19 protein-coding genes are annotated in these 20,046 nt (G+C 66.7%); 11 read left to right on the forward strand and 8 right to left on the reverse strand.

Translation table 11 applies throughout. The features are described 5' to 3' along the window. The first annotated feature begins 54 nt into the window (after positions 1-54). Entirely contained in the window at positions 55-390 is a 336-nt protein-coding gene (locus tag NNX38_RS05885) for a hypothetical protein (protein ID WP_255797155.1), read from the forward strand. On the opposite strand, the gene NNX38_RS05890 is transcribed toward NNX38_RS05885, so the two are convergent. Then, entirely contained in the window at positions 350-1,372 is a 1,023-nt protein-coding gene (locus tag NNX38_RS05890; protein WP_255797156.1) for a YafY family protein, read from the reverse strand. The genes NNX38_RS05885 and NNX38_RS05890 overlap by 41 nt on opposite strands. A 77-nt stretch (positions 1,373-1,449) precedes the next feature. Further along, positions 1,450-2,190: a uridine kinase gene (locus NNX38_RS05895; protein WP_255797157.1), complete on the reverse strand. Its 741-nt coding sequence runs from the start codon at positions 2,188-2,190 to the stop codon at positions 1,450-1,452. Positions 2,191-2,328: 138 nt separating this feature from the next. Between NNX38_RS05895 and NNX38_RS05900 the strand changes: the two genes are divergently transcribed. The 4 genes from NNX38_RS05900 to NNX38_RS05915 are packed head-to-tail and all read left to right on the forward strand — an operon-like array spanning position 2,329 to position 6,244. Beyond that, on the forward strand, positions 2,329-3,555 hold the full coding sequence (locus NNX38_RS05900; protein ID WP_255797158.1) for a cysteine desulfurase family protein: 1,227 nt from the start codon (positions 2,329-2,331) through the stop codon (positions 3,553-3,555). Next, complete coding sequence (gene mnmA, locus NNX38_RS05905; protein WP_255797159.1) at positions 3,552-4,703, forward strand: tRNA 2-thiouridine(34) synthase MnmA; 1,152 nt, start codon at positions 3,552-3,554, stop codon at positions 4,701-4,703. Before NNX38_RS05900 ends, mnmA begins: the two co-directional genes overlap by 4 nt. A gap of 58 nt (positions 4,704-4,761) precedes the next feature. Then, positions 4,762-5,139, forward strand: coding sequence for a chorismate mutase (locus tag NNX38_RS05910; RefSeq protein ID WP_255797160.1), 378 nt, complete (start codon positions 4,762-4,764; stop codon positions 5,137-5,139). Beyond that, complete coding sequence (locus NNX38_RS05915) at positions 5,123-6,244, forward strand: hypothetical protein (RefSeq protein WP_370646374.1); 1,122 nt, start codon at positions 5,123-5,125, stop codon at positions 6,242-6,244. The genes NNX38_RS05910 and NNX38_RS05915 overlap by 17 nt, the downstream gene beginning before the upstream one ends. 21 nt (positions 6,245-6,265) lie before the next feature. On the opposite strand, the gene NNX38_RS05920 is transcribed toward NNX38_RS05915, so the two are convergent. The 6 genes from NNX38_RS05920 to NNX38_RS05945 are packed head-to-tail and all read right to left on the reverse strand — an operon-like array spanning position 6,266 to position 12,506. Then, complete coding sequence (locus tag NNX38_RS05920) at positions 6,266-6,940, reverse strand: DUF4166 domain-containing protein (RefSeq protein ID WP_255797161.1); 675 nt, start codon at positions 6,938-6,940, stop codon at positions 6,266-6,268. Positions 6,941-6,942: 2 nt separating this feature from the next. Then, the gene (locus NNX38_RS05925; protein ID WP_255797162.1) at positions 6,943-8,235 is read right to left on the reverse strand and encodes a DUF58 domain-containing protein; all 1,293 of its coding nucleotides are present in this window, start codon (positions 8,233-8,235) and stop codon (positions 6,943-6,945) included. Positions 8,236-8,240: 5 nt separating this feature from the next. Then, positions 8,241-9,275, reverse strand: a complete 1,035-nt coding sequence (locus NNX38_RS05930) for a MoxR family ATPase (protein ID WP_255797163.1) — start codon at positions 9,273-9,275, stop codon at positions 8,241-8,243. Next, positions 9,272-10,504, reverse strand: coding sequence for a DUF4350 domain-containing protein (locus NNX38_RS05935; RefSeq protein ID WP_255797164.1), 1,233 nt, complete (start codon positions 10,502-10,504; stop codon positions 9,272-9,274). The genes NNX38_RS05930 and NNX38_RS05935 overlap by 4 nt, the downstream gene beginning before the upstream one ends. Then, positions 10,501-11,184 carry a DUF4129 domain-containing protein gene (locus NNX38_RS05940; RefSeq protein WP_255797165.1) on the reverse strand — a complete coding sequence of 228 codons (684 nt, stop codon included), beginning with the start codon at positions 11,182-11,184 and terminating at the stop codon, positions 10,501-10,503. Before NNX38_RS05940 ends, NNX38_RS05935 begins: the two co-directional genes overlap by 4 nt. Positions 11,185-11,186: 2 nt before the next feature. Then, positions 11,187-12,506 (reverse strand): hypothetical protein, encoded by a 1,320-nt coding sequence (locus NNX38_RS05945; protein WP_255797166.1) that lies wholly within the window; start codon positions 12,504-12,506, stop codon positions 11,187-11,189. Positions 12,507-12,714: 208 nt separating this feature from the next. Between NNX38_RS05945 and mtrA the strand changes: the two genes are divergently transcribed. The 6 genes from mtrA (at position 12,715) to NNX38_RS05975 (ending at position 19,979) form a co-directional block, all read left to right on the forward strand. After that, the gene (gene mtrA, locus NNX38_RS05950; protein WP_227918371.1) at positions 12,715-13,392 is read left to right on the forward strand and encodes an MtrAB system response regulator MtrA; all 678 of its coding nucleotides are present in this window, start codon (positions 12,715-12,717) and stop codon (positions 13,390-13,392) included. Positions 13,393-13,441: 49 nt separating this feature from the next. Continuing rightward, entirely contained in the window at positions 13,442-15,112 is a 1,671-nt protein-coding gene (gene mtrB / locus NNX38_RS05955) for an MtrAB system histidine kinase MtrB (protein ID WP_255797167.1), read from the forward strand. Further along, positions 15,102-16,835 (forward strand): LpqB family beta-propeller domain-containing protein, encoded by a 1,734-nt coding sequence (locus NNX38_RS05960; RefSeq protein WP_255797168.1) that lies wholly within the window; start codon positions 15,102-15,104, stop codon positions 16,833-16,835. The genes mtrB and NNX38_RS05960 overlap by 11 nt, the downstream gene beginning before the upstream one ends. 115 nt (positions 16,836-16,950) lie before the next feature. Further along, entirely contained in the window at positions 16,951-17,901 is a 951-nt protein-coding gene (locus NNX38_RS05965) for a ComF family protein (protein WP_255797169.1), read from the forward strand. Positions 17,902-18,027: 126 nt separating this feature from the next. Beyond that, positions 18,028-18,732, forward strand: coding sequence for a ribosome hibernation-promoting factor, HPF/YfiA family (hpf, locus tag NNX38_RS05970; protein ID WP_229949691.1), 705 nt, complete (start codon positions 18,028-18,030; stop codon positions 18,730-18,732). Positions 18,733-18,764: 32 nt separating this feature from the next. After that, on the forward strand, positions 18,765-19,979 hold the full coding sequence (locus NNX38_RS05975; protein WP_255797170.1) for a winged helix-turn-helix domain-containing protein: 1,215 nt from the start codon (positions 18,765-18,767) through the stop codon (positions 19,977-19,979). Positions 19,980-20,046 lie beyond the last annotated feature (67 nt).

Consider the following 20,046-nt stretch of genomic DNA (forward strand, 5'->3'; position numbering starts at 1 on the left):
CTTGGTCGATTCCCCGGCCGGCCAGCTCGCCTGGATCCTGGACAAGTTCCAGAAGTGGACTTTCCGGAGGAAGCCCTCCCGGAGGCGGTCATTGGCCTTGACCGCATCCTCACTAACGTCATGCTGTACTGGGTCACCGGTTCCGGAGGAACGGCTGCGTTTATCGGCTACGCCCAGCAATCGGCATGGGGAGCCCGCAGGGAGCCGTCGGGTGTGCCTACCGGCGTCCTCATGTTTGCCCACGACGTCGGCATCCGCCGCTATGCCGAGCAGGAGAATACGATCACGCGCTGGACCGACATCACTGACCGTGGCGGCCACTTTGCTGCCCTGGAGGAGCCTGCCCTGCTTATGGACGATCTCGCCGACTTCTTCCGTCCGCTTCGGTAAGGGCACTCCCGGTTCCTGCCTCCGTGGCGGAGCGGGCAGCCTGGGCGGCTATGCGACCGAATGCTGCGCGCAGTTCTGCAGGCTTGATGACGTCGATGTCCGCTTGCACCAGAAGGAGCCAGCGGGCGATGGAGTCATAGCTGTCCGCTCCTGCCCGCACAATAACGGACCCCGCGCTGTCGGCTTCGACGGTTCCCCACGCCGGCGCCATCCACCGGCTCACGGCCTCCAGCGGGGCATGGATCCGTACTGTGGCCGTGACCTGCTGCCAGCTGCTGCGGAGCTGCTGAGTCGCCCATGCCTCGACACCGGCCCCGGGGAAGACGCGCCCGCGGACAGGCGCCTCGGTCACCGTCACAACGGAGATCCGGTCCACCCGGTACGTGCGCCACTCGTCCCGGTCCAGGTCGAACGCAACGAAGTACCAGCGGCGGGCCGTGTGGACCAGGGCGGATGAATCCGCTTTGCGCATCTTCTCCTTCCCGCTGCGATCCGTGTGCAGAAACTCCACGCGGCGGTGCAGGACGCAGGCCCGGGCTAAGTCCCCGAGCACACTGACGTCGACCGGAGCCGCCTCCGGTTCCCTCAGGCCGTCAATTTCCAGATCGACTGCGGCCTGGTCGAGGGCCGTCATGATCCACTGCACCCTTTTTGGCACAGAAGCGAGGACTTTCTGCAACACGCCGGCTGCCAAGTGCTGTTCGGCAGCCTCGTTCCACTGCCGCAGTGCGAGGGTGCAGGCCAACGCCTCATCCACGCTGAGGAAAATCGGCGGGAGTACCGTGCCGGGCTCCAAGGAGTAGCCGCCGTCGATACCCAGGCGCGTGTCGATCGGGTATCCCAGATCGCGCAGCCGTGCCACGTCGCGGCGGATGGTGCGGGTTGTGACGCCGAAGTCGAACGCAAGGGTCTCGCCCGCGACGAAACCCTTCCGCTGCAGTTTCCTAAGGACCTCGAACGATCGCGACGCTGTATGCCACATAACGCAATAGTCGTCCCTATTGAGGACAGCCCCTGTCCTCAACGGAGCACAGCGACGTGCCGTCATCCGTGCTTCCGCTAGCCGGCGTCGCTTCCGTTGATCACCCGAAGCGTGGTTGCCCGGCTGTTGTCCAGCACCAGATCGGCCCGTGCAGCGGGATCCGCCGCAGCGAAATAGAGCTGTTGCCCGCCGACATACCGCTCGTGCGGACTCGCCGCACCGGCCTGCCGGGAACCCGGCCCGGGACCGTCCCTGACTGCCATACGTGCAGCCGTTACGTCGAACGGCACGTCCAGGAACACGGAGAAGTCCCAAAAGTCCCGGAGCTCCTCCCGATGCAGGAAAAGTCCGTCGATAAGCACTACCGCATCCTTTGCGGCCATCACCGGCTCAGGATCCAGCACCGCATCCGTTGGGAGGTCATGGCCCCGGTCCCGAAACTCCGCGGCGCCCGAGGCCAGGGGCGCCAGGACGTACTCCATGAACTGTTCCAGGTTGTAGGAATCCCGCCAGAAACCTTCGGGAGAGCCGCGTCCGCGCCGGTACCGGACGCTGCGCACGTTGTGGAAGGCATCAAGGGTGACCCGCAGGACCTGGCGTTGCGGTCCGTCAACCCCGCGGATAACACGCGCCAGGTCATCGGCGAACGTGGTTTTGCCGGCGCCGTCGACGCCGTCAACCGCGACCAGGAGCCGCGAATCAGTGCGCAGGGGAAGCAGGACGGCGGCCAGTTCCGAAAGAAAGGCGGCCCGCGCCAGGGGCTTGCCGGGGCGGAAGTGCGGGGCGAAGGGCCTGGAATCGGCGTGCTGAAGCTCCATCGCGGCCATTCTGCCACGACGGACCGGCGCCGGTCAGGGAAGGTTGCGGAAGTGGGATGAGGGCACTCCACGGAAAACGTCAGGAAAGTCCCAGCCGCCCGAATCGGCAGCAGGCGCCATGGCCGCTAGAATTGGCTGGTGCCCGTGTATCTAGATCACGCGGCGACCACGCCGATTTCGGCTTCGGCCCTCGCCGCACTCACCTCAGAACTCAGCCGCAGCGGCAACCCTTCGTCCCTGCACGGCTCGGGCCGCCGTGCCCGAATGGTCGTGGAGGACTCCAGGGAAATCCTGGCCGCCGCCGCAGGATGCCATCCCTCGGAGATCATTTTTACCTCCGGCGGCACCGAAGCGGACAACCTTGCCGTCAAGGGTCTTTTCTGGGCCCGGCGCGATGCCGACCCGGTGCGCAACCGCATCCTGGTCTCCGGCATTGAACACCATGCCGTACTGGACGCCGTCGAATGGCTGGAGAAACACGAAGGCGCGGTGCCGGTGTGGATCCCGGTGGACCGTGACGGCGTGATTTCCCTCGACGCCATCCGCCGGGAACTTGAAGCCAACGCAGACAGCACGGCCCTGCTCACCGCTATGTGGGCAAACAACGAGGTGGGTACCGTCCAGGACATCCGGGCCATCGCGTCCCTGGCCCACGAATACGGTGTCCCAGTCCATTCGGACGCCGTCCAGGCGTTCGGTGCGCTGCCGATCGGCTTCCGCTCCGCAGGCCTGGACACGATGGCCCTCAGCGCGCATAAGATCGGGGGCCCGGTGGGAGTGGGTGCCCTGGTCGTAGGCCGCGCCGTTAAGCTCACGCCCGTCCAGCACGGCGGCGGACAGGAACGGGACATCCGCTCCGGCACCTTGGACACCGCGGGAATCGCAGCGTTCGCGGCTTCAGCGCAGGACGCCGCCGAGCACCTGACGGACGAGTCCGAACGCCTGCGCACGCTCCGCGACTACCTCATCACCGGCGTCGAGCGGGCCATTCCGGAGGCAGTCCTGCGCGGCGCACGGGACGACGACGGCGGCGGACGCCGTCTGCCAGGCAACGCCCACTTCACCTTCCCCGGCTGCGAGGGCGATTCACTGCTATTCCTGCTGGATCTGGCGGGAGTGGAGTCCTCAACCGGGTCTGCCTGCACGGCCGGCGTCCCGCGGCCCTCGCACGTACTGCTGGCGATGGGACTGACTGAAACCGAGGCACGCGGTGCCCAGCGGTTTAGCCTCGGGCATACAACCACCGCCGAAGACGTTGACACTTTGTTGCAGGCACTTCCCGAAGCGTACGAGCGCGCGAAGAAGGCCGGCATGGCCGGACACGTAAGCAGCATCCAAACAGCAGGAACAGGTTTTACTTCATGAAGGTTTTGGCAGCAATGAGTGGCGGAGTCGATTCCGCCGTGGCCGCGGCACGGGCAGTCGAGGCGGGGCACGACGTCGTCGGCGTCCACCTTGCGCTGTCCCGGATGCCGGGCACCCTGCGCACCGGCAGCCGCGGCTGCTGCACCATCGAAGATTCCCGCGACGCCTGGCGTGCCTGCGACATCCTGGGCATTCCGTACTACGTCTGGGACTTCTCCGAGCGGTTCAAGGAAGACGTGGTGGACGATTTCGTGGCGGAATACGCCGCCGGCCGCACACCCAACCCCTGCATGCGCTGCAACGAACGGATCAAGTTCGCCGCGCTGCTGGAAAAGGCGCTGGCGCTGGGCTTCGATGCCGTGTGCACCGGCCATTACGCCAAGGTCCTCACCAACGCCGAGGGCAACCCGGAGCTGCACCGTGCCGCCGACTGGGCCAAGGACCAGTCCTACGTGCTGGGCGTGCTCACGGAGGAGCAGCTGCGCCACTGCATGTTCCCCCTGGCTGAGACCCCGTCCAAGGCCGAAGTGCGGGCCGAAGCCGAACGCCGCGGGCTGTCCGTGGCGAACAAGCCCGACAGCCACGACATCTGCTTCATTCCCGACGGCGACACCCGCGGCTGGCTCGAAGAGCGCATCAACATGACCGAGGGCGACATCGTGGATGAGACGGGGGAGAAGCTCGGCACCCACCCCGGCGCCAACGCGTTCACCGTGGGCCAGCGGCGCGGCCTGAAGCTCGGCACGCCCGCCGCGGACGGCAAGCCCCGCTTCGTGCTGGAAATCCGCCCCAAGGAAAACAAGGTCGTGGTCGGACCCGAGCAGCTGCTGAACATCGACCAGATGCGCGGCATCAAGATTTCCTGGGCCGGACTGCCGATCCCCGAGATCGCTGCCCGGACCACGTTCCAGTGCATGGTCCAGGTCCGTGCCCACGGCGACCCCGTGGCTGCCACCGGCTGGATGGAAGACGTAGCCGACGAGGCCGCCGGAGCAACCCGTGAAGAGCTTGTGGTCCGGCTGGCCGAACCCATGCGCGGGGTTGCCCCCGGCCAGTCCATGGTGCTTTACCAGGGGACCCGGGTGCTGGGACAGGCCACCATCGACTCGGCGCGTTCCCTCGAGTGGGACCCCGCAACCGTTTCGTAATGTGCTCCGGGCCGGGAGCCGCTCCACCTAAACTGGACCAATGAGCCAGACAGGACCAATGAGCGAATCACCGGACCACGAGTTCGATCCGCGGGCAAGTTCCCTTTCCGGGAAGGTTGCCGAGGACGTCATGGAAGAGCTGCTTGCCGTGCGCAGCAGCATTGACAACATCGACGCGACTCTCGTGTACCTTCTTGCGGAACGCTTCAAGGCAACCCAGCGGGTGGGCCATCTGAAGGCGGAGCACCACTTGCCGCCGGCCGACCCGGGACGGGAAGTGGCCCAGATTGCGCGCCTGCGCCGACTCGCCGCGGACGCCCATCTGGACCCGGCCTTCGCGGAAAAATTCCTGAACTTCATCATCAGCGAAGTGATCCGCCACCATCAGGCAATCTCCCAGACCCGCAACGGCGGAACAGATGTCCCGGAGTCCTGAGGACCGGCGCGGCGAAGCAGCTCTTCCGGAACTGCCCGCCCGCCCCGAAGCACGCAACGGCATGGTTACGGCGACGGCGCTCGGCAGCTGGCCGGGGACCGATCCGGTGGAATCGAGCCGGGTAGTCCGGGGCGAGCTGGGGGACCCGCACCTGCCCTTCCTGGTCGAACTGCCGCAGCGCGGGCCAGGTGCGGACGCGCTCGGCCGGAGCGCCGCCCTGCTCGTGGACCTTTTCGTGGATGTCCAGCCGCACGGTTGGCGTCTGGTGGGGCGGCCGGGCAAGGACCACCGCCGCGCGGTATCCCTGCTGACCCAGGACCTGAACGCACTGGCCGACGTCGTCGGAGCCGAAGAACGTACGGGCGAAGCGCTGAAGATCTCCGTCCGCGGGCCGCTCTCGCTAGCCGCGAACCTTTATCTGCATAACGGCGAACGGGCGTTGTCCGACGCCGGTGCGCGCCGGGAGATTCTCCAGTCCTTCACTGCCGGAGTGGGCGACTATGTGGCCCGCGCGTCGTCGTCGGCACCGGGCGCCCGGATCACCGTGCAGGTCGACGAACCCGACATCGCCGCTGTCCTGGCCGGCGGGATCCCCACCGCCAGCGGCTACCGCACACTGCGTTCCGTGCCGTCGTCGGAGGTATCCAGCGCCTGGCAGCAGGTCCGCGAGGCAATCGAAGCCGTCGGCGCGGACACAGTCTTCACTCTGCCCCGTGCGGAGGGATTCGGGCCGCTGCGGCCCGGCACACGGTCACCGTTTGAGCTCGCCGTCGGTGCGGGAGCGCAGGGCGCGGCCCTCGACGCAGCCGGGCTGGACGCCCGCGACTGGGAAGGCATCGCCGAAGCCGTGGAAGGCGGACGCCGGATCTGGCTGGGTATCCTTCCGGTTCCCGCGGACGGAGCAGCACTGTCCCAGGTCACCGACCTGGTGGAACGGGTGCTGCGGCCCTGGCGGAAACTGGGACTCCCGCTTCAGGACCTGCCGGCGCTTCGCCTGACACCTGCCGCCGGGCTGGCCGATATTTCACCGGAAGCGGCGCGGAAGGTCCTGGCCCGCCTCACGCAGACGGCGTCTGCCCTGGACCAGGTCGTAGCCGAGGGGTAAACGGGACCGATCCGCGTGGATCTAGGTCCGGCGCTCCCAGCGTGCCGGTTCGACGTCGGCAGGCAGGCCGCCGTCGAAATCCCGGCTGGCGTAGGTGAAGGCGCCGTCGTACTCGAAAACCGTGCCGACCTGCCGCTGGATGACCCGGGTGCGGATCCGGAACTGATCCTGCTGCGCGTCCCACCACTGTTCCACCTGCGCGTCGGCACCGGCGAAGTCCGGCAGGGGCAGCCGCAGCGGACCGAGGAACAGCCGGCTTCCCGGGGAATTCATGTGCAGATGACCGTCGTCCGAAACCCGCAGCAGCAGGTTCGTGGCCAGGTTGCGGCGGCGGCCCAGATAATCCGTCAGGACCCCGGGACCGGTCAGCACAGTGGTGTCCTCGAAGGTCCGCTGCCGGCCCGGGAAATCGAAGCGGCGGACCGCCGTCAGCGCCGGCCGGCCCCACGGGTCGAGGTGCGGATAGTTGCGGATGGAGAAGGGGACGGAGGTCCCGTACTCCGGGAAAAAAGCGTTGGACACCGGAACCAGCGGCAGCAGCGGACGCAGCCAGGCGCGTGGACAGCCGGCACGGAGAAATACGCCGGTGCCTTCACCGAACCGGCCGGTGTCCGGGCCGAGGCTGAAATACGCCTGCAGCTGGGGCTGCAGGCGGAGAAACCCTGATCCGAGGACCTGCTGGTACACGGAGTCCATGGCTACAGCCTTCCGGCGGCCTTGAGGCGGAGATACATATCTGCAAGTTTCGGCGCCAGCTCGTGCGGCGGCTCATCCACAACTTCCGCTCCCATCGAGCGCAGCTGCGCACTGACCGCAGCCCGGTCGAGCAGGGCCCGCTCCGCTGCCGCGGCACGGAAGACCGCCGGCGTTGTACCTCCGCCGGAACGCAGTTCGTCCAGGCCCGGATCCCGCACGGAGGCAACCACCACCACGTGTTTTTCCAGCAGCCGGGGCAGGACCTGCACCAACCCCTCCTCCACAGCTCCGGAATCCAGTGCGGTGATCAGGACAACCAGGGAGCGGCGTGCGGACACGGCGTGCACTGCGCCGGGCAGCAGGGAGAAATCCGCTTCGATGAGTTCGGGTTCCAGCGGTGCCGCCGCAGTGACGAGCCGGCTCAGCAGGTTTTCCTTGCCGCCGGAGTCAACACGCGCCCGGATCCGCCGGTCGAAGGCCAGGAAGTCAACACGGTCGCCGCCGCTGCGGGCAAGCACGGCCAGGAGCAGGGTAGCTTCAATGCCGGTGTCCAGGCGGGGTTCGTCGTCGATCCGGGCGGCGGACGTCCGGGAGGTGTCCAGGGCAATGACCACCCTGCGGTCGCGTTCGGGCCGCCAGGTCCGCACTACGGTGTCCCGGCGCCGGGCGGTGGCACGCCAGTCGATGGAGCGGACGTCGTCGCCGCGCACATATTCGCGCAGGGAGTCGAATTCGGTGCCGGCTCCGCGCAGCTGTACCGACGTGTTGCCGTCCAGCTCCCTTAGCCTGCGCAGCTTGGAAGGCAGGTGCCGCTTGGCATGGAACGGAGGAAGCACCCGGATTTCCGCGGGGACAGGCAGCGTCCGCTGACGGGCCGCGAGCCCAAGAGGCCCGAAACTGCGTACCGCCACATGTCCGCTTTTCAGGATCCCGCGGCGGGCAGGTTCCAGCACCACTTCCATGGTCCGGGCTTCACCGGCCGGAACGGTCAGGCGCTGCTGCGGGTTGCGGGCACCGGCAGAAGGCTGCCAGCCGTCCCGGACCACGGCCCGCAGCCGGGCCTTGGCGTCATTGCGGACCACCAGGGTGCCTGCCGTCGTTTCACTCAGCCGCACGCTGTCCGGCAGGCGCCGCTCCACGCGGAGCCGCCGAACGGGGGCAGCCAGCAGCAGGTCCAGTCCGGCGGCGGCGGCCAGGAAGGCCAGCCAGAGCAGGATCGAGACGGCGCCGGGGTACAGCACCACGGCCACGGAGCCCAGGAGCGCCAGCAGGACAAAGCGGCCCGAAACAGCCATCGGCGCTACCGGGGAACCGGCACTGTGGCGAGGATACTTCCCAGCACATCGTCCACATTGACCCCGTCCATCTGGGCCTCGGGCCGAAGCGCCACGCGGTGCCGCAGGGCGGGAAGGGTGAGCGCCTTGACGTCATCCGGAGTCACGAAGGTCCGTCCCGAGAGCCAGGCCCAGGCCCGCGCAGTATTCAGGAGGGCAGTTGCCCCGCGGGGGGACACCCCGAGCTGGAACGACGGCGCCGAACGCGTCGCCCGGACCAGGTCCACGATGTAGGCGAGGACCTCGGGTGCAACGGTTACCCTGGCCACTGCCTCGCGTGCCAGCTCCAGGTCCCGGGCCGAAGCCACCGGCCGGACGCCGGCCGCGGCGAGGTTCCGCGGATCGAAGCCGCCGCTGTGCCGGCGGATCACCTCGATCTCGTCCTCCCGGCCGGGCAGGTCTAGTGTCATCTTCAGCAGGAACCGGTCGAGCTGTGCCTCGGGGAGCGGGTACGTTCCCTCGTACTCCACCGGGTTCTGGGTCGCCGCAACAATGAACGGCTCGGGCAGCGGACGGGTGACGCCGTCGACCGTCACCTGGCGTTCCTCCATGGCTTCCAGCAGGGACGCCTGGGTCTTGGGCGGCGTGCGGTTGATTTCGTCCGCGAGCAGGATGTTGGTGAACACCGGTCCCTCCCGGAAGGAGAACTCGGAGGAACGGTTGTCGTAGATCAGGGAGCCGGTGACGTCGCCGGGCATGAGGTCGGGGGTGAACTGGACGCGCTTGGTGTCCAGGTCCAACGCCGCGGAAAGGCTTCGAACCAGCAGTGTCTTGGCGACGCCGGGCACCCCCTCGAGCAGCACATGCCCCCTGGCCAGCAGGGCGATGATCAAGCCCGTCACGGCCGCGTCCTGCCCCACCACTGCCTTGGCAACCTCACGCCGGACCTGCTCCAGGGCAGCACGCACGGGGTCCTCTCCCGGAGAGGGAGGAGGCGCCGGCGCGGTGCCGTTGGCGGCTCCGGAGAGTGCGGGTGCGTAGGGCTCGTACTGCTGGCTCATGATGAAGTGGCCTCTTCCTCTAGGTCTTTCAGGTCCTGGGCCCAGCGCACGAGTTCCGCGCCCGTTCCGGGCAGTCGCTGGTTGAGTAGATGGTCAATCTCGGAATAGCTGCGGCCGGATGCGTTCGCCGCCGCACGCGTCACCGTGTCGACGCCGGCGCCCGGGCCCACCCGCAGGTGCGCCGCCAGCCGGGTCATGGCCGCGGCACGCAGTGTGGCGGCTGCATGGGACACAGCCTGGCTGTCCTGGTACAGGCGGGCCCGGCCCTCAGCGGTCTCGGCCGCATGGACGATAACGGGCAGGGGTTCCTCCACCAGCGGCCCCAGCCTGCGGCCGCGCCAGAAAGCTGCGGCGCAGGCGACCAGCAGGAGCCAGAACAGGAGCGGATTCACCCATGGGGGCAGCAAGGCAAAGGGATCGGCGGGTGCTTCCGACGCGGGAATATCGAAGGGGCCGGCCTGGTACCAGACCAGTGTTTCGTCCGCACCGAGCGTGCGGAAAACCAGTGCGGCGTTGCCCTCGAGGGCAACGCTTTCGTTGGCGAGCAGGTCCGCGCTGCCAAGCACCACGGCGGAACCGCCCTCGGTAGCCGCATAGGCACCCGCAGCGCCGGCGCCCTGGCTGCCCGGAGCCGGGAAGCAGGTGACGGGCCCCCGGTAGGTTTTCCCGCCGGCATCAATGGCTCCGGCCGCCTCGGCATCTTCGTTGCTGCAGTCAGCGTCAAGCCGGTGGCGGTCAGGATCCTCGGGAAGAACTCCGGCGGAACGGATCTGAGGCGCAAAATCCGCCAGTTGCTCAAAGGACGGTTCCACGAGCACTACCCGGCCGGCAGCGTCGGCAAGGTCCTCGCGTTGTTCACCGGTGAGGAAGCCCGAGGGATCAAGGAACAGCAGAGTCGCCCCGGGATTGTCATCCAGGGCGGCCTGCGCTTCCGTCAACGTCTGGTGATGCTGCACGTCCACTCCCTGGTCCGTCAGGATTTCGGCGGCGGCCATGGCTCCGTCCGGGGCAGGGTTGGCGGGGGAGAGGGCAGCGGTGTCGTGATCAGCACGTCCCCAGACCGAAGCAATCACGACTCCGCAGAGCAGCAGCAGAAGCAGAAGCGGGACCCGGTGCCGGCGCAGCCAGGCCGCGACCCGGCTGCCTACCCGCCCCGGCTCTTCGTCGCCTTCACTTCCCGGGGCACCAATGCTGCCGGAAGGCACCGCTTCAGCGGCAACCCGGCTCATTGCGGCACCGCCAGCGGTGGTTCCGCCGATGCCGAAGATGCAGGACGGGCCGCCTCCAAAGCCGCATCAAGGGCAGATGCGCGTCGGTAGTCCGCGTCCGCGGCAATCCCCTTCCCGTAGAGCACTTCGTCGAACCGCTGCTGGATCCACGTGATCTCCGGGTGGAAGTCCGGGAAGGCGGCGGCCAGCCTGGTGCCGGCTTCGGCGGCCGTCCGGGCGGGCCGGGCATCGAAAATGACCCGTTCCTCCGCCGAACGGACCATCGCGCGGAAATACTCGGCAAGGGCTTCATTCCAACGGTTCTCTGCAGCGGCCTGCTCCGCGCGGGTACGGTGGTCGGTCGCCCGTTCCACGACGTCGTGCGCGAAGACCTCGGCCCGCTTTTTAGCGGACGCATTCAAGCGGGGGCGAATCACGAGAATGGCCACGGCCACCAGCACGACGGCGGCCAGGACCAGTACCAGGACTCCCGGACCCGCGCCGAGACCGTCCGCATCCTCGAACAACTCGTTCAGCCAGTCGCTGACCCGTGCCCAGAACCGGTCGAGCAGGCCGGGTTCGGCTTCTTCGTACACGCGCTTGGACAGCTCCTCGCGTGCCCAGTCCCGTGCCTGGTCGGCATCGGGCTCGATCGGGGCCTCCATGGCGGCGCCGGACCAGAGGCGTGCTGGGGACGGCATGTCTACTTCATGCCCGCAGGGGGACCGGGCGGCGTGTTCCGGGCCATGGGCACGGCGTTACGCCCGGGCAGGAAGTCCGGATCCTGTGCCTGCGGATTCTCCTGATCCTTCATCAAGGCCAGGTCGAAGCCTTCCCGGCGGATTCGGAGGTCAACATACAGCAGGGCCGTGACGGCACTTTGGAAGGCACAGGCCAACGCGCCCAGCAGCAGGGAGAAAACCAGGATCAGGACAACGCTGACTCCGATGAGGACGGCGCTTTCCGCCAGGGTGAGCATGCTCCCGACGAAGGAGAGCGGCACCGTAAGGACCTGGGTAAGGATATTGACGATCAGGCTCGTCAGGGCCATGACACCGAAGGTGCGCCACCAGTTGCGTCCGGTGAGGCGCCAGGACCGCCGAATCGCAGCGAAGACACCGATACCTTCCAATACCAGTGCTGCCGGTGCCAGGGAGAGTTTCACCGAGACCCACACAGCCGCGGCCATCACCGCGAACAGGGCCGGGATCACCACGATAAGCCCCGCTGCATCGAAAGTATCGATGATCAGGTAAGCCAGCATGGCCAGGACCGTGACGCCCACGGCGGCACCGGCCAGCATTAGTAATCCGAGGCCGGCAAGCGGACCGAGGGTGCCGCGGGCCAGCCGCCAGACCTGGCCGAAGCCGGTCCGCAGGTTCAGGGTGGACCGCACTACCGGAAGGACCAGGAGTCCCTGGACAATCAATACCCCGGCCATTGACAGGCCGCCGAGGGTCGAAACCGCCCCCACGACCGTTCCAAGGACCGGGCCCGTGACTTCGCCGCCCGCTGATCCGCTCTGCAGCCACCCGTCAATGGAGACGAAAAAGCCCGCGCCGAGTCCGATCAGCAGCACGCTCACGACAGCTTGGACCACGAACGCGTTGCCGAAGGCGGCCAACGCGTTGCGCCGGCACGCCTGGAACGCTCCGTCAAGGATTTCACCCAGTCCCAGGGGGCGCAGGGGAATGATGCCCGGTTTGGGCGGAGGCGTGTAACCGGGCTGGGGGAGGGGGCCTCCCCGGTAGGGGTTGGGCTGGTCCCAGGCGGATGCCTGCGGCGGGTAGCCCTGCGCAGCAGGTTGCTGCGTCCACGGATTACCCTGCTGCTGCGCCCACGGGTTCACGGGAGGCTGCGGCATTCCGGGCGGCGGAGGACCCTGCTGCTGCGCCCACGGGCTCACCGGCGGCTGCGGCATTCCGGGCACAGGCATCCGGGCGCCGTCGTTCGGCGCCCGGTACTCGGGGCTGCTGTTTCCCGGGCCACTGTAGTGCCGGTCGTTGTGTTCTTGCTCGCTCATCCTTACCCGTTCCCCCGCAGGCAGTAGCTTTTAGTTACCTCGACTATAGTGACGCTCCGCCCAAACGGCACCCGGCGAGCCGTGGCGGCATATGTGTCCCTTAGGATGATAGGGATTAACTTAGTCGGCTTAACGCCGTGGGGAGCGGCAGCCGATGCTGCTCCGGATGCGCAGCGGCGCGGAAGTCAAGCAGCGGAAACAGGGAGCTATGAAGGCACGCATACTGGTCGTAGACGACGACGAAGCACTCGCCGAAATGATCGGTATTGTGCTGCGCAACGACGGGTTTGAACCGGTGTTCTGTGCCGACGGTTCCTCCGCACTCGAAGTGTTCCGCAACAGCAAGCCGGATCTGGTGTTGCTGGACCTGATGCTTCCCGGCATCGACGGCATCGAAGTGTGCCGGCAGATCCGCAGCGAGTCCGACACCCCCATCGTTATGCTCACCGCCAAGTCCGACACGTCCGACGTCGTGCGCGGCCTGGAATCCGGCGCCGACGATTATGTGCCCAAGCCCTTCAAACCCGCGGAGCTGGTGGCGCGCGTGCGTGCCCGGCTGCGCCCGGGCGACCAGAAATCACCGGAGACCCTGCGGATCGGCGAGGTCTCCATTGACGTTGCGGGCCACTCCGTGACCCGAGGCAGCGACAGCGTTTCGCTGACGCCGCTGGAATTCGACCTGCTCGTGGCACTGGCACGCAAGCCCTGGCAGGTTTTCACCCGCGAGATGCTGCTTGAACAGGTCTGGGGGTACCGCCACGCCGCCGATACGCGGCTGGTGAATGTGCATGTGCAGAGGCTCCGCTCAAAGATCGAACGCGACCCCGAAGCACCCGAGATTGTATTGACGGTGCGCGGTGTCGGATACAAAGCGGGCCAGAGCTAAGTTGCCGGGTTTCCTGGCCGGGATGGCCGGGAAATCCCCTAAAACCGATATGGCACTGCAGGGCCTGGTACGCCTGCGGGATTCCTTCCGGCGGGCCACCTTCCATCGGATCGCCCGCCTGTGGCGGAGGTCCCTGCAGTTCAAGACGGTGGTTTCCACGCTCCTCCTGGTGGCGCTTGCAGGTGCCGGAATCGGTGCCTTTCTCTCCCACCAGATTGCCGATTCCCTCTATGAAGAGCGGCTGACACAGTTCCGAACCGAAGCGACGTCGGGCCTGTCCAAAGTGAAGGACAACTTCCGGGACACCGCCGCTAGCGACCGGGAGGGCACCGACCGGCTGGTCATGGACACGCTTCCGTTGCTGGAAGGCCAAGGTGCAGACGCCCAGCGGACTTATCTGCTCACCCCGCTGCCGACCGAGGAGCCCCTGTACGTCACGTCCTCTGTGAACAGCGGAACCATTACCGCCAGCGGCATTCCGGTGGCCCTCAGCGACGCCGTTATCGCCAGCGATGCCACAGCGTCCGAGACGGATTACGTGTTCTGGTCTCCGCTTGAGCTCGCCAACGGCGAGCCCGGCATAGCGTTCGGCACCAAGGTCACACTGCCCCCGGACAGCTCGGAATATGCCCTCTACCTGATCTATGACCTGCATTCGATGCAGGCGACGCTTGACGACATCCACCGGATTCTCTGGATCGCGGGATTCCTGCTGCTTGCCATCAGCGGCACGATCGCGTGGATCGTAGCCAAGGCCGGCCTGGGCGCGGTCAGCGACGCGGCAGCGGTGTCGGAGAAGCTGGCAGCAGGCGAGCTGCAGGAGCGCATGGAGGTCAAGGGCGAGGACGAAGTTGCGCGCCTGGCGGCGTCGTTCAACCGCATGGCCGGCACGCTGCAGGACCAGATCACCCAGCTGGCTACACTGTCGCGTATGCAGCAGGTGTTCGTCTCCGACGTCTCACACGAGCTGCGGACGCCGCTCACCACGGTCCGCATGGCCGCGGAGGTGCTCTACGAAGCGCGCGACAGCTTTGATCCAATGTACCGGCGTTCCACGGAACTGCTCTACCACCAAGTGGAGCGGTTCCAGGCGCTGTTGGCGGACCTGCTGGAGATCTCCCGGTTCGACGCCGGGGCGGCTGCGCTCGATTTGGAACCCACAGATGTCTTCCATATTGTCCGTGACGTCATCGACGCCACCGAGCCGCTCGCGAACAACTGCGGCTCCGAGGTGGTTGTGGTGTCCAAGGAGTCCAGCTGCGTTGTGGACGCCGATCCGCGCCGGATCGAGCGGATCCTGCGCAACCTGCTGGTGAACGCATTGGAGCACGGTGAAGGAGAACCCATCGAAATTGCGATAGCAGCTTCCGAGGAGGCTGTGGGCATAGCGGTCCGCGACCATGGCATCGGGATGACCGAAGAAGACGCCGAGCATGTCTTCGACCGTTTCTGGAGGGCGGATCCGGCGCGGGCACGCACCACGGGCGGCAGCGGGCTGGGCCTGTCCATCGCCACCGAAGACACGCGGCTTCACGGCGGCTGGCTCGAGGCCTGGGGCGAACCAGGAAACGGATCCTGCTTCCGCCTGACGCTTCCCCGCCGCCATGGTGCAGGCTTTGACTCATCCCCGGTGCCGCTGTCTCCCCGCGAGGTCGCTGCCGGCCCCCTGGCGCTCACTGCTGCGGCTCCGATCCGGGAAGAGGATATTGATGCCTACTAAGCGGAAGGTGCTGCCCAAGGCGCGCCGGGGACGGACCGGAAGGATGCTGGTTCTGTGGCTCAGTATCGTTCTGGTTCTGGTCGGCTGCTCCTCGATACCCACCGTTGGACCGGTAGGCACGGCATCGGCGGAGAATAACGGGGAAACGGGCGAGGACGCGGTTTTCTCGCCCGAGGGTCCGGCCGAGGATGCCTCGCCGCAGGACATCATCCGCGGCTTTATGGAGGCAGGCAGGGGCGCAGCAGACGATTACAGCGTGGCCCGGCAATTCCTGGCCCCGGAGCTGGCGACTACATGGTCCCCCGAGGAACGGGTGACCATTTACCGGTCCTCACGCATCGTGGCCATGCCGGAACCGGACCTGTTCCAGATTCAGCTGGAAGTGCAGGGGCGGGTGAATGTCCGGGGCATTCGGACGGACGCCGCGGAGGGCAGCACCGAAGCTTTCCCCGTCCAGCTCGAAAAGGTGGACGGACAATGGAGGCTCAGCGCCGTCCCCGACGGGATCATCGTGTCCCTGGCGAGTTTCCCTGCGATTTTCATCGCCCACAACCTCTACTTCTATTCGAGTGATTACCAGTACTGGGTCCCGGATACGCGGTGGTTCATTCAGCGCGCCGGCATTGCCGCCAACATCGTCAAGGAACTTCTCGTAGGACCCGCTCCGTACCTCCAGGGTGCAGTCCTCAGCGCCTTCCCTTCCGGAACCGCCTTGGCACGCGATGCGGTCCCGGTGGCCTCGGGAAAGGCTGTCGTGGATTTCGCGGATGAATCGCTGCGGGACTCCAGCGACCGGAACCGGCAACAGATGGTGAAGCAGCTCGAACAGAACCTGCGCGGCCTCAACAACGTCACCTCTGTGCGGATGACGGTGGACCAGCGGGACGTAGACCTCGGCAAGGGCAGCGGCGAGCTGCCGTCCGCCGTGGCAGACCCGTCCGCCGGAGCCACACAGATCGTGGTCTATCAGGACGAACTGGCCTACTACGCGGACGGTCCCGAACCGATCGGGGATATTCCGTCAGTGGCGGAATACGGCCCCCGGCATCCGGCCATGTCTGTGGATGGATCGGTCATCGCCTTCCTGAACAGCCAGGAGGACACGCTGCTGGTGACGGGAACGGGACAGGACGTTTCAGTGGTGGCCGAGGCCGAAAGGTTTACGGCGCCCAGCGTGGATCCCCGCCGGTGGGTCTGGACTTCCCAGCCCACGGATACCGGATCCCAGGTTCTCGCGGTACCGCCCGGGGGAGACCGGAGTTCCGCGGCCGTCCTTTCTGCGCCGTGGCTGGAGGGGCAGACCGTGACGGAACTGCGGATTTCCCGCGACGGCACCCGGGCCCTGGTGGCGGCGAACCGGGACGGACGCAGCGAGGTGATGATTGCCGGCGTCGTCCGGTCAGCCGAAGGCGTTCCCGTCTCCCTCACGGCTCCGATGGTCCAACAGGTGCCGCCGGAAGCGGGGGCCGTGAACCGGGTCAAGTGGGCTTCGGAAGACACAGTGGTTGCCGTCCAGTCCGGTGCGGAGGAAGCCGTGCCGGTAATCCTCAGCACCAGGCGTGATCCGGATCTGCTTTCCGCGAAGGAAGGGATCACGGGCCTCAGCGCGGGAAACGGCGCTGAGGACACTTTCATCCAGACCTCGGAGGGCATCTTCAACAAGGTGGGGAGCAGTTGGACGCTCCGGACGGAAGGAATCCGGGACCCGGCTTTCCCGGGGTGATGCAGCACCCCTGTTTTCCTCCACAGCGGCCTGATTGCGCTATTCGTCCGGTTTGATGTTCCCTGGCGGCGATTGTGCTGCGCCCACGGTTACGGTCGGGCCCCATCGTAGACGGATGGATATGCCGAATCGCCGGCTGGACCGGATGCTTTACTCACCGGCGGGGCAGGGGATCGCCGCTGCGCTGTCCGGTTTGGCTGCCGGGCTGGCACCTGTCTCCTGCGTGGCCTGCGGGGCGCCGGACCATTCTCTGTGCAGGGTATGCACGGCGAGGATCCGGCGCGGCACGCTGCATCCGTATCCTGCGCAGGAAGGTGCCGGGGCGCTTCCCGCCGCAGAACCGGGAGTCCCAGGCCCGGACCCGACAGGCGCGGACCCTGACCTCTTTGTCCCGTTGCCGGTCCTGGCGGCAGGCGTGTACTCGGGCGGGCTCGCGCGGACAGTCCTTGCTTTTAAGAACCGGGGGCACACCGACCTGGCCGGGTTCCTGGCACCGGTTCTGGCGAACGTCCTGCAGGCAGCGGTAACGGATGTACGCCGAAGGGAGGGGGACGTTCCACTGGTGCTGGTCCCGGTGCCAGGCACCGGCGGCTCGCTTCGGAAACGCGGCTACTTTCCGCTGGCGCTGCTGCTGAGGAGGCTCCGGCGCCGGCAGTTGTTGCCTGCCGGCTGCGCCGTGGTTTCCCTTGTATCCATACCAACGGGGTACGGCACGGCGTGCGCACTGCTGAGGCGGTGGAACCACGGGGGAGGGCCTGCCGGCGCATCCGGCCCGCAAAAGGGACTCGGCCGCAATGCGCGGCGACGCAACGTCCGGAACACCATGACCGCCGGTATGCCGGGAGGACTTGCGGGCGTCAACTGCCTCGTGATCGATGACGTATTGACCACGGGAGCCACTATTGCGGAGACGGTGCGGGCACTGCACCGGGCGGGTGCCCGGGTCCTTGGTGCGGCGGTTATTGCAGCCACACCAGCCCCGGAACGTAACACAACTCCCACAGACCCTGCCGTTCCGGGGGTCCGTTCCACGGGCGCCGGAAACGGAATCGCGAGACGTGAATAAAGCTCGACGGTGATCTAACGTGTTGAGTATGGATAGCTTCAAGTAGCGGGGTTATCCTGCGGCAACGGTCGCGAAGGCAACTGACAGCGGCCGTTGTTGTGTCACCGAAATCTATTGGAGGGCACCATGGAATTCATGATCAGCGGACGTAACGTTGCAGTATCAGACCGGTTCCGCGAGTACGCCGAAGAGAAAATCGGCAAAGTGGAGGCGCTCGGCGACAAAGTCCAGCGGGTGGAGGCCAGGGTCACGAAGCAGGGCAACGTCCGGGACGCAGACAGCGCCCTCACCGTGGAAATCACGGTCACCGGCCGCGGTCCCGTTGTTCGTGCCGAGGCGACATCCGGAGACAAGTTCGCGGCGTTCGACCTCGCGTACGGGAAGCTGCTGGAACGGCTGCGTCGGGCAAGTGACAGGCGCAAGGTGCACCACGGGCGCCACGCACCGATCCCGGTTCGGGTTGCCACCGCTGATCTTGGTCCCGTGAGCACCTCCGAGCCGCTCTACGCGCAGGTCGCGGCCGCCGCAGAGGAACAGGCCAACGAAGAGAACGCCCAGGACGCGGCAGAGGAAGACGCCACCGGCGACTGCCCCGTATTGATCCGGCGCAAGGTTTTCCCGGGTGCCCCCATGAGCCTTGACGACGCCGTGGACAATATGGAGCTGGTCGGCCACGACTTCTACCTGTTTGTTGATTCCGCAACCGGCGCACCTTCGGTGGTGTACCGCCGCCGCGGCTGGACCTACGGGGTCATCACCCTGGACTCCAAGTGCGCGGAAGGTACGGAAGAGCCACGGGAGGAAACCCGCGGCTACCGCGCCACTGCCTGACCGTCTCCGGACGGCTCCCCTAGGATGAGGGGATGAAAACCCGGCTCTCGCTCCGACAGGCCCGCCGTACGGCGCTGGCGGCGCAGGGACTGGCTCGGGAACGGCCCGCCGGCCTTGTTAGCGCAAGGCAGGTGGGCCGTACCTTTGAGCGGCTTGCCTTGCTGCAGATCGACTCGGTGAATGTGCTTGCCCGCAGCCATTACCTCCCGTTGTTTTCCCGGCTCGGCCCCTACGACCAGGCAATCCTGGACCGCCTGGGGACCCGGCGGCCGCGGCGCATGGTCGAATACTGGGCCCACGAGGCAAGCTTCGTCCGGCCCGAGCTCTTTGCGGATCTCCGCGCCGTCCAACGGCGGACCTGGATGACCGCCCATTCCCTGCCTCCCGCAGCCGCAGAGGATCTTCGTCAACGTATTCTCGGACTTCTGCATGACGCGGGCAGGCCTTTGACCTCCCGACAGGTAATGGACCTCCTCGGTCACAGCGCTGTGCGGGATACTTCCCACTGGGGATGGAACTGGAATGCCGCCAAGCGCGTGCTGGAGGATCTGTTCGCCTCCGGGCAGATCGGATCCGCAGGGCGGACCCCGCAGTTCGAGCGGTTATATGCCCCGACTGCGCTGGTCCATCCTGCAGGCGCAGCGGCGCTGGAACAATCCGATCCCGAGCAGGCAGTGCTGCGCCTGACCGAGGTTGCAGGCCGGGCACACGGCGTCGCGACGGTCCGGGGGCTTGCCGATTATTTCCGTCTGCAGCAGCGCGAGACGGCTATTGCTGCGGAGGTCCTTGCCAGGAAAGGCATCCTCGAGCGCGTGGAAGTCGCGGGCTGGCGGCAGCCCGCCTACCTGCACGCGGAAGCGGTGATTCCGAGGTCCGTATCCGGCCAGGCGCTGCTGAGTCCGTTCGATTCGCTCATCTTCGAGCGGCGGCGGCTCGAGGAGCTGTTTGGTTTCCACTACCGGATTGAAATCTATACCCCGCCTCAGGCCCGCAGGTTCGGCTATTATGTGCTGCCGTTCCTGCTGGGAGAGGAACTGGTGGCCAGAGTGGACCTCAAAGCGGACCGCGGCGCGGGTATGCTGCTTGTTCAGGCAGCCTTTTCGGAACCGGGAGCACCGCCGCAGACGGCGCGTCAACTCGCTGCAGAGCTGCGGCTCATGGCACAGTGGCTGGGGCTCGGGCAGATAATGGTGAAACCCGTGGGAGACCTGGCTCCCGCCCTGAAGCTGGCAGTATGCAGGGAATAAAGGTCAATAGGGAAACACGGACCTTCACGGTACGTCTCTCACGTAGACTGAGGACGCCAGATTTCGG

The organism is Arthrobacter sp. zg-Y238, assembly GCF_024385525.1.
In the GTDB taxonomy this organism is placed as follows: Bacteria; Actinomycetota; Actinomycetes; order Actinomycetales; family Micrococcaceae; genus Arthrobacter_B; species Arthrobacter_B jinronghuae.